Raw genomic sequence first — 8,415 nt, 5'->3', positions numbered from 1 at the left:
ACGGACGTATATACCCTGCGTAAGTCTAATAATCATCAATATGGGAACATCAGTATGGCTGCAACAGCAACTAAAGAAGACACAACAGAAACGGAAGTGAATGTAGAAGAGCGTTTGGCGGGCGTGCGCGCAATGACCAGAAAGTACGTGCTGGGGTCAATGGGCATAGGGCTGGTGCCGATTCCTGTAGTTGATTTCGCCGGTTTGACGGCGCTGCAGTTGAAAATGCTGCACAGCATGTCAAAGACTTATGAGATCAAATTCTCCCAGGACATCGGCAAGTCATTGATTGCTTCTCTGGTCGGCTCTGCGGCTCCCGTTCCTATCGGTATGAGCCTGGCCAGCCTGACCAAGGTGATTCCGGTCATCGGCACAGTGTTGGGCTCCACCAGCGTGGCGATTATGGCGGGCGCCTCTACTTATGCGCTGGCGCGGGTGTTCATCCAGCACTTTGAGTCCGGCGGCAACTTCCTGAACTTCGACCCTGAAGCGGTGCGCGCGTTCTACGCGGAAGAACTGGAGAAGGGCAAGGCCTACGCGGAAAATCTCGGCAAAGACGACAAGACCGCTAAAACGGCTACCGCCAAGGCGTAAGCCGGACGCTGACTGTTTTTCCGAACTGACGCGTTCACTCTGACCGCATATTATCCCGGCGTGCATTCGCGCGCCGCGGACACGCCTGCGCGCGCCCGGCGCGCAGGTCTCCCTGGTATTCTCTGGAGCAAAGAAAAACAATGGAAAGTTCCTCCGGCGTCGCCTCTCTGTCTGTCGTTTTCCCTGTCCTCGCCCTGATGTTTTCGCCTTTCGTCGCCGCTGACGAGTCCGCCTCAACATCCACAGCGAATACATCAACCCAGTCCGCTCAGGATAAAACCCCCTCCGTCCAGGACAAAACCAAGTCGCCATTGCGCAAGATGCTGAACATGCCGGACGCGCTGACCATCGGCGCCTCCGCCAGCATCACTTCCAGTAAAGGACAGACCGATTACGACAGTCGCACCTATGTGCTGGAAGCCAGTTGGACCACGACCAAAAACATTATTTCGACCTATAACCAGATCCAGCGCAGCGAGACCGGTTCTCAGGTGTTATCGGACAAGAAAAGCAGCGACAACTTCTGGCAATACAATTTCTCTGAGCGCTATTACCTGCTGGCGGGCTACCGTTATTCCTCTGATGAAATACAACTGGTGGACAGAGAACATGAGGTGTTTCTGGCGCCGGGATTCTATCCCTACCGCTCTCAGACCTGTCGGCTGAGCACGGCGGCGGGCGCGGTGTACCTGTCCCAGGACTACTCGCAAACCGCCATCCTGGCGGGTGAAGATGCGCACGAAGAAAGCTGGCGCTACGGCGCCTACGAAGCTTTTGACTGCGCGTTGATGGGCGGAGCGCTGAGCTTGTCCCAGAGTGTGATTTACTCGCAGAATAAAGAAGACAGCGACGATTATCGTTACCGCTCCATGATCGGCGCCTCCGTTCCCATGGCGTATGGACTTTCTGTCAGCGTCAGCTACAACTTGAGTTACGACAACCAGCCCAAGTTCGGCGTGGATAAGAAACAGGCGGACCTCACCACGGCGCTGTCTTATAAGTTTTGATGGCGGCAGGGTTTGCAATAGTCGACGACAGGACCTGATCTGCAATGACTTGCTCAGGTCCTGATGCGCCAGCCAAGTGATCTGTTGTGCAAGGCAAGTAGCCTGAAGCGCCAGCCAAGTAGTCTGAAGCGTCAGCCAAGTAGTCTGTAGTATCAGGCAAGTAACCTGTAGTGTTGTACAAATAGAAAGCGATCAGCTGTCAGTGGAGCGCGTCAGTGACTCCCAGGCGTCGATGTCTTTCTGCAGCGCTTTTAACTGCTCCCTCACCAGTTCCAACGCATCGCTGCCCAAAAGTAAATGCGCCGGCGGCTGCTCAGCGTCTATCAGGCGTAGTATCGCCGCCGCTGCTTCTATTGGGTCTCCCAACTGCTTACCGCTTTTCTCCAGACGCGCTTTTCTAATCGGATCGAAGGATGCGTCGTAATCCGCAATCGAGCGCGGGGTGCGCACCATTGACCGACCGGCCCAGTCAGTCCGAAACGATCCCGGGGCCACGGACGTGACGAAGATATTGAACGGCTGCAGCTCTTTTCTTAACGCGTCAGAAACGCCCACCATCGCAAACTTACTGCCGCAGTAATCGCTGCTCCGCGAACTATACTTTCACTTCCTGACGGGGGAGCAGGGCGGTGTGATTCGCTCAGCCCTGGCGATGCAGGGACAGTTTGGCAAGATCAGCCGGGTGCTAAAAAGCATTCATGGTAATTATGCGCAGTCGCTCAATCTGACGCAGCTGGCCGCTGAGGCGGGCATGAGCGCGCCCACCTTTCACAGCCACTTCAAAACCATGATGCGCCAATCCCCCATGCAGTACGTTAAATCCGTACGTCTGCACCAGGCCAGAATGCTGATGGTGCGCCAGGCGATGACCGCGTCAGCGGCGAGTTACGCGGTGGGATATGAAAGCCCCTCGCAATTTAATCGCGAGTTCAAGCGACTGTTCGGCCTGCCGCCTGCCGAAGAAATAAAACGCATGAAAGCCCACTTCGCCGTTCCCCCCGCTCAGCAGTCAGCGGATTACGTGTCGTCTCATTAAGTCGGTTAGGTTCTTTACGTAATTGCGGCAATGGCCTGAAGGGAGGCTACAAAGTCGGTGGCAATTTAAAGCCGCGAGATCGGCTACTCAACAATACAGGACTCAAGGTTCTCCGGCGTGCAGTAGTGGTAGTCGAGATGATAAAACTCTTTTTCGGGCGTCTCTCCATGTTTGATATAGCGGTACAGAAGCTCTGCGCCCAGCCTGCCCATTTCAAACGGTCTTTGCCCAATATTCGCTGTAGACAGCCCTTCGGATAGGGCTTTGAGTTGTAACGGCTCGGTATCGGCGGAAATGATGACGACATCATTGCTGGCTATTCTGGGCGCGTATTTCTTGAATCGGGGAATGTAGTCCTGGGAGAACTGTGCAAAGCCGGCGACGGCGATAATGACGGGGGCAGGTTTGTACGCCGTTATCATTTGCTCCAGTTGAAAAATGGCGGTATCTCTCTTGCCCTCCGAATAGAGAGGGCAGCGGCTGTTTTCCTTCCAGCCCGAGGTTTCACTGGAGAAGCTGGCGGGATTGGCTTCGCTCAACGCCAGGCGAACGCCTTCAATACGTTCATTCAGATTTGGCGTGGTCGGGTGGCCGCTTTGGATGCAGAATTCCGTGATGCCTTCAGGGCGCTGATACTTTTTGGCGTATTCGCCCAGCGCTTTGCCAAAATCCACGTTATCAGTGCCGACATAAGCCATCCTGTAACTGCGGTGCTCCGGCAGCAAATCCGAGTCAAACATAATCGTTGGGATGGATTTTGATTTGGCGATGGTCAGGGCTCTTTTCACCAGATGCTCTGAATCCGTGGTTGAAATCAGCAGCCCATCGACGCCCTGGTTGATAATCTTCTGCACCACCATGGCTTGCGATCTGGGGTCCTGGAAGTCGGCGGGGCCATCATAAATACAGGTGACGTCAGGGTAGGCCGCTGCAAAGCGCTGGCACCCGTTGTAAGAGGAGATATAAAAACTGTCGTTCTTGGTTTTTCCGATTACTGCGATCACCATAGCCTCCGCCGAGCTGTCAGCAGCAAACAGGAGGAAGGCCAGGGTGAGCGTAAGGCGCCTGATCATCATGCTCCGCTCAAAAGTCAATGTTTGCGGTGAGGCTTGTTCACAATCACTGTATTTATTTCATTATAGAACGCGTTGGCGAAACTGATGGGTAAAAGCTCAGATCTCCCACAATTTTGAATAGCCGTTGAAATGCCGCTCCGATCATGAAAGACTTGCCGAGAGTCATCGCAATCTGGATTTGGAGAAGGCTATGAAGTCGGAACAATCCTCAATCATTGACGATATCTACCGCTTGACCCTCGCCCTGGATGCGCAGCCGCCCGTTAGTTACAAGGATAAAAAATTACGCGAGGAGCAATTGCAATTGCTGCAGGAGCTTTGGCGCGAGCTTGATATGGTTATCAAGCATGAGTGGCCGGACGGTAAGGCGTGATAGTCGAACAGCTTCACTCTGATAGCCGTAAAGTATAGAACCTGGCGCTGCCAACGGGCTATTTCTAACCCACGGGCTATCTCCCGCCCTCCAAAGCGTTAGTGGTGAGGTTTTTCCGCCGCCTGAGTGGCTGCTTCATATACCTTGTAGGTGTTTCTTCCTGCTTCCTTCGCCGAATACAACGCCTTATCCGCCATTCTGACCAGATCGTCCGCCGACACGTCGTGAGCGGGCAGTAGCGCGACGCCAATACTTGTTCCCACCTGGATACTCAGTTTGTTTAGTTGAAACGCCTGCTTCATCGCCCAAAGTATTTTCTGGGCGATGTGCTCAGCGTCGCCTTGGTCGCCAATGTTCTCGGCGATGATGACAAACTCATCTCCCCCTAAGCGGGCCAGCGTGTCGGATTCTCTGATAATCAGTTGAATGCGGTTGCTGAACGCGGTCAGCAGTTCGTCGCCAACGCCGTGGCCGTGGGTGTCATTGATCGACTTAAAACGGTCGATATCCAAATACATAAGGGCGAACTGCGCTTCGTTGCGATGGGCGCGCGCGAGGGCTTGATTGAGGCGGTCATAGAATAAGGCGCGGTTAGGCAGGCTGGTGAGGCTGTCGTATTGAGCTAAATGACGTAGCTTTTGCTCTGTCTGTTTCCTTTCAGAGATATCATGGAGAAAGGCGTAAAACTGCCACTTTTCTCTTACCGAAATGGCGGAAATCGTGATTTCTACCGGTATCTTCTCGCCTTTTATATTGAGGGCGAGCAGTTCAAGGCGCTTTCCTAAAACGATGCCCTGGCCGGTCGCTATGAACTTGCGCATGCCCGTCTCATGTCTTTCACGGAGCCCTGGCGGAATGATTAAGTCTGATAATTTACGCCCGATCGCCTCGGTCGCAGTCCAGCCAAAGGTTTCCTCGGCTTTAAGATTCCAGTCTGTGATAAAGCCGCCTGCGTCCATTGCGACGAAGGCTTCATGAGAACTTTCTATGATGCGCCGGGTGCGCATTTCGTTGGCTTTGAGTCGCTCTTCAATCCGCTTTCGCTGTTCCACTTCTTGCTCCAACTGCATCAGCGTTAGAGACTTCGCCTCTAATAAATCCTCTTTTTCCTGCAGCCTGATTTTGCGGCCAATGGCTGCGCCAATGAGGCCGGCCATCATTTCCAACGTTTTCAGATCATTATCGTCAAACGCATAGGGCGTGTCGGAAATAATTTTGAGTACGCCCACCACATTGCCATCTTCATAGAGCGGGGTAACCACCATTGAAGCCGCTGCGATTTTTTTGCACGCTTCATGATTCACCCTGGAGTCATTGGCGGTGTCTTCGGCGATAAGGGCTTTGCGGTCAATGACGCAGAGACCGGAAAGGCTGTTGAGTAAATTCAGTCTCATGCCTTCGAACTGGCGAGCGGCGCCGCTGGCGGCTTGATAAACCATCTCTTCGCCTTCTATCGATTCGATAAAGGCCCCAGTAGCGGGAGTGACAGTCAGCATTTTTTCGGTCACAAGCTGGGTAAAGGCGGCCATGTCTATTTCTGCCTGAGACAGGTGAGACTGGGTTTCAACGATTTGGTTCAGCTTTTCAGTCGCTTTTTCCAGCCTGATTTCTGTTTCGCGATACTCCCGCAATACTTCGAGCAGATAGTCATTGGAGGTCGCCAGTACTTCTCTTTCACTCTGTAACTTGGCGACGGAGGAGTGATCACCCTCTTGTTGCGATTTGCCGCCATGAATATCCGTGAAAGAAACGAGCCAGCCAGGGATGTCGCCCTGCTCATCGGCGAGAGGGACGATATGACAAACATGCCATCGATAAGATGCGTCGGAAGCGCGCTGCAGGCGCATCGTCAATTCGAAATGGCTTTTGGCTTCGATGCCGATTCGCCATCCTCTTTGAACTGCCGAGATATCGTCCTGGTGGATGACTTCGATCCATCGCATACCGGTAGAGCTGGTCGCAGAGAGTCCAGAGTACTGGCTCCATCGTGCGTTGCATTTAATCCAATCGCCGTTCTGATCTGTCTCGGCGAGAAGATGGGGAAGCGGTAGCTTCCATAAGTTGGCTAGTCGCATAGAAATACTGATTTTGGAGCTACAGAAGAGTCCGCCATCAAGCCCCAAATTTTTGTAAGTCCGTGTAGGTAAAAGTATAGATGATATGAGCTATATGTCTGCTTTCATTTGAGGAAGTGAGAGGCGTATGAGTCTCACCTCATGGGCGATCATGGTGGTTTCTCTGATAAAAATGGGTAGGAAAGTTCTTCCATCGAAAGTTGAGTTTGGGGAAGTGCAGTAACAATTGATCGCTAAAGTCGAAAGTCTCACAAATCGGGATGCCGCCAAGAGAAGCGTGAGGAAAAGCGCTTGATACGTCATTTTCAAATAGGGCCGAATAAGTGAAAGGCGCGCCCTTAAGTCAATGGCGGGCTTTATTATGCCATTTCAATATAAACCGGAGCTCACTGACCTTTTAATATCGTCTAAATTTATAATTGTTGGCAAAATTCCGCTTGAAGAATATCGATAATGACAAAGCCATATGTCGACTTTAACTGGGCCATAGCAGGAAGCGCCGACACTCCCCAGGAGCAAGTGGTCAATACGATTGTCAGTAAGTTGATCCAGTTATGCGAACTCTCCGTTGCGGCGGAAGAGATGCCCGACATTATGTGCCAGATTCTGACATGCCAGAGCTGCCTGCATAATCTTAAGGGCCATATTGGAGAAGCTGACTTCACCCATTATTTCTCTCTGGCGGACGTTGAATTGGAAAAGCTGGATGGACTGCTTGAAACCGGGGAGTCAGAACAAGGAAATGAGCCGGAAGGCTTTAACTTGGAATGACTTTGCTTTGGTAATAGTCAGACGTACAGAAGCGCCTGCACGGCGACTTAATGCCGGATATTAAGACAAGAAACTCCGGCGATGCTCTACTTTTCATTAGGGCTCAAGAAGTGCGGGGATATGGGTATGGCCGAGATATTGGTTGACGCTGATTGGGGCCTGAGGTTAGGAGGGGAAGAGACCCCTTCCGCAGTAAAAGTCAGTCTGATTGAAGCCAAACGACAGCAATTAGCGCAGTTGAAAGAGAGGCGAAAGCCGTCAAACAAGCTTATATATTTGATAAACATAACGATTAACGAACTGACTAACCTGAAGAAAAATCTTGAAGCCAGAGAGCACACTTTGCTTTATGGGCGGGTGACCTACCTGCTGAGACAGATCGAAAGTGAACTGCAAGATGGACTCGGTTCGGTAGATTCGGCGTCTTGAATCAGGAGCGTATATGGACAAAGTGGATATGGACTGGTCTAAGGGACAGGGATGAACCCATAAGGTGAATGCATGCCGCAACGCTTTGTTGATGAACAATGGAACCGAATCGGAAACAGAGAAGCGCCGTATAACGCGATTCTGGATTGTGTCGCCAATAAGCTTCTAAGTCTGAAAATGCTGCAGGAAGTAGCCTGTCATCAGGAAAACTTAACCTTTCAAGCAAAAAAGTGTGAATGGGCTATCCGTTTGCTGCCTTCTCTGATTGGACGCGACGACTACCTGAACTTCCATCGCTATGTCGAAATTGAGCTGGAAAGGCTGGATGAAATGCTTGCTGATTATGGAGCGAAAACCGGGTAAGCCTTGCACGGCGACAACACACATAAGGATATGAGCAAATGCCGACAATAGATAGAACTGATAACGCCGACAGTTACGCAAAACCAGAAGAATATAACCATCTGGTTCACTGAGATGGATACCCTCCCTGTTCACCGGTCTCCCTATTCCCATCTGTATGGCTGGATACGCTTTCTGAAAGGGGAGGGCAATAGTCAGCAGGAAATCCTCAAGGCCTTTGAAATGTGCAGCGCTGTTCGATTAGAGCCCTTTGACAAAGGGCAGGTGGTGCTGGCGAAGACTATTATTCGACATGCTTTAGGGGAGTCGCCGTTACTGGAATTCGAACACTACTGTCCGCCTACGCGCGTACTTGGTTTGATAGCGGTGGTTAATTGCACCGAAGGATACATATTCAAAGCGATTACCCCGGTTGGAGAAGAAGATTTTCTATTTTGGGTGGGCCGCTCTGAAGTCAGCGGGAACCCTGGACTGAGTGAATTACAAAGCAGGCTGCTGGAACTCAATAAAGACATACGCGAACTCCTGCTGTTCAAAGTCCATGCGGGAAAACGATATTGTATGGAGAGGCTGCCTTATCGCCCCCTGGTGACGATACTAACAGCGAGAGACTTCGGACTGCCCAAACCATTTTCGTATAGCGCGGACTGTTATAGAGCGCAGTGGGGCAGGGGCGGGTTGAGTCTGTAGT

At 51.8% G+C, this 8,415-nt stretch carries 11 protein-coding genes; 8 read left to right on the top strand and 3 right to left on the bottom strand.

Annotation, left to right across the window (positions count from 1 at the left end):
• Positions 1 to 54: 54 nt before the first annotated feature.
• Positions 55 to 594, top strand: a complete 540-nt coding sequence (locus EUZ85_RS19845) for a YcjF family protein (protein ID WP_127971198.1) — start codon at positions 55 to 57, stop codon at positions 592 to 594.
• Between the two features lie 140 nt (positions 595 to 734).
• Positions 735 to 1,601, top strand: coding sequence for a DUF481 domain-containing protein (locus tag EUZ85_RS19840; protein ID WP_127971196.1), 867 nt, complete (start codon positions 735 to 737; stop codon positions 1,599 to 1,601).
• Between the two features lie 192 nt (positions 1,602 to 1,793).
• On the opposite strand, the gene EUZ85_RS19835 is transcribed toward EUZ85_RS19840, so the two are convergent.
• Positions 1,794 to 2,159: a hypothetical protein gene (locus EUZ85_RS19835; RefSeq protein WP_127971194.1), complete on the bottom strand. Its 366-nt coding sequence runs from the start codon at positions 2,157 to 2,159 to the stop codon at positions 1,794 to 1,796.
• A 73-nt stretch (positions 2,160 to 2,232) separates the two neighbouring features.
• Here EUZ85_RS19835 and EUZ85_RS19830 point away from each other — a divergent pair, with 73 nt between their 5' ends.
• A complete protein-coding gene (locus EUZ85_RS19830; protein WP_241566814.1) occupies positions 2,233 to 2,637 on the top strand; it encodes a helix-turn-helix transcriptional regulator in 405 nt (134 codons plus the stop codon).
• 83 nt (positions 2,638 to 2,720) lie between these two features.
• Here EUZ85_RS19830 and EUZ85_RS19825 read toward each other — a convergent pair whose 3' ends face one another.
• Positions 2,721 to 3,713: a substrate-binding domain-containing protein gene (locus EUZ85_RS19825; protein WP_241566813.1), complete on the bottom strand. Its 993-nt coding sequence runs from the start codon at positions 3,711 to 3,713 to the stop codon at positions 2,721 to 2,723.
• 190 nt (positions 3,714 to 3,903) lie between these two features.
• Between EUZ85_RS19825 and EUZ85_RS19820 the strand changes: the two genes are divergently transcribed.
• Positions 3,904 to 4,086, top strand: a complete 183-nt coding sequence (locus EUZ85_RS19820; RefSeq protein ID WP_127971192.1) for a hypothetical protein — start codon at positions 3,904 to 3,906, stop codon at positions 4,084 to 4,086.
• A gap of 98 nt (positions 4,087 to 4,184) precedes the next feature.
• Here the strand turns inward: EUZ85_RS19820 and EUZ85_RS19815 are convergent, their stop codons facing one another.
• On the bottom strand, positions 4,185 to 6,161 hold the full coding sequence (locus EUZ85_RS19815; protein ID WP_127971190.1) for a diguanylate cyclase domain-containing protein: 1,977 nt from the start codon (positions 6,159 to 6,161) through the stop codon (positions 4,185 to 4,187).
• Between the two features lie 453 nt (positions 6,162 to 6,614).
• Between EUZ85_RS19815 and EUZ85_RS19810 the strand changes: the two genes are divergently transcribed.
• The 4 genes from EUZ85_RS19810 to EUZ85_RS19795 all read left to right on the top strand — a co-directional run bounded on the left by EUZ85_RS19810 (position 6,615) and on the right by EUZ85_RS19795 (position 8,414).
• A complete protein-coding gene (locus tag EUZ85_RS19810; RefSeq protein ID WP_127971188.1) occupies positions 6,615 to 6,932 on the top strand; it encodes a hypothetical protein in 318 nt (105 codons plus the stop codon).
• Between the two features lie 126 nt (positions 6,933 to 7,058).
• Complete coding sequence (locus EUZ85_RS19805; protein ID WP_127971186.1) at positions 7,059 to 7,361, top strand: hypothetical protein; 303 nt, start codon at positions 7,059 to 7,061, stop codon at positions 7,359 to 7,361.
• A 72-nt stretch (positions 7,362 to 7,433) separates the two neighbouring features.
• Entirely contained in the window at positions 7,434 to 7,724 is a 291-nt protein-coding gene (locus EUZ85_RS19800) for a hypothetical protein (RefSeq protein WP_127971184.1), read from the top strand.
• 114 nt (positions 7,725 to 7,838) lie between these two features.
• Complete coding sequence (locus EUZ85_RS19795; RefSeq protein ID WP_127971182.1) at positions 7,839 to 8,414, top strand: hypothetical protein; 576 nt, start codon at positions 7,839 to 7,841, stop codon at positions 8,412 to 8,414.
• The last annotated feature ends 1 nt before the right edge of the window (position 8,415 follow it).

Source organism: Hahella sp. KA22, assembly GCF_004135205.1.
Taxonomy (GTDB): domain Bacteria; phylum Pseudomonadota; class Gammaproteobacteria; order Pseudomonadales; family Oleiphilaceae; genus Hahella.
This window is presented reverse-complemented; position numbering and strand designations above follow the sequence as displayed.

What these genes read in the sequence shown, in the direction of transcription:
- EUZ85_RS19845 (WP_127971198.1), top strand. Translation starts at nt 55, where the DNA reads ATGGCTGCAACAGCAACTAAAGAAGACACAACAGAAACGGAAGTGAAT.
- EUZ85_RS19840 (WP_127971196.1), top strand. Translation starts at nt 735, where the DNA reads ATGGAAAGTTCCTCCGGCGTCGCCTCTCTGTCTGTCGTTTTCCCTGTC.
- EUZ85_RS19835 (WP_127971194.1), bottom strand. Translation starts at nt 2,159, where the DNA reads ATGGTGGGCGTTTCTGACGCGTTAAGAAAAGAGCTGCAGCCGTTCAAT.
- EUZ85_RS19825 (WP_241566813.1), bottom strand. Translation starts at nt 3,713, where the DNA reads ATGATGATCAGGCGCCTTACGCTCACCCTGGCCTTCCTCCTGTTTGCT.
- EUZ85_RS19820 (WP_127971192.1), top strand. Translation starts at nt 3,904, where the DNA reads ATGAAGTCGGAACAATCCTCAATCATTGACGATATCTACCGCTTGACC.
- EUZ85_RS19815 (WP_127971190.1), bottom strand. Translation starts at nt 6,161, where the DNA reads ATGCGACTAGCCAACTTATGGAAGCTACCGCTTCCCCATCTTCTCGCC.
- EUZ85_RS19810 (WP_127971188.1), top strand. Translation starts at nt 6,615, where the DNA reads ATGACAAAGCCATATGTCGACTTTAACTGGGCCATAGCAGGAAGCGCC.
- EUZ85_RS19805 (WP_127971186.1), top strand. Translation starts at nt 7,059, where the DNA reads ATGGCCGAGATATTGGTTGACGCTGATTGGGGCCTGAGGTTAGGAGGG.
- EUZ85_RS19800 (WP_127971184.1), top strand. Translation starts at nt 7,434, where the DNA reads ATGCCGCAACGCTTTGTTGATGAACAATGGAACCGAATCGGAAACAGA.
- EUZ85_RS19795 (WP_127971182.1), top strand. Translation starts at nt 7,839, where the DNA reads ATGGATACCCTCCCTGTTCACCGGTCTCCCTATTCCCATCTGTATGGC.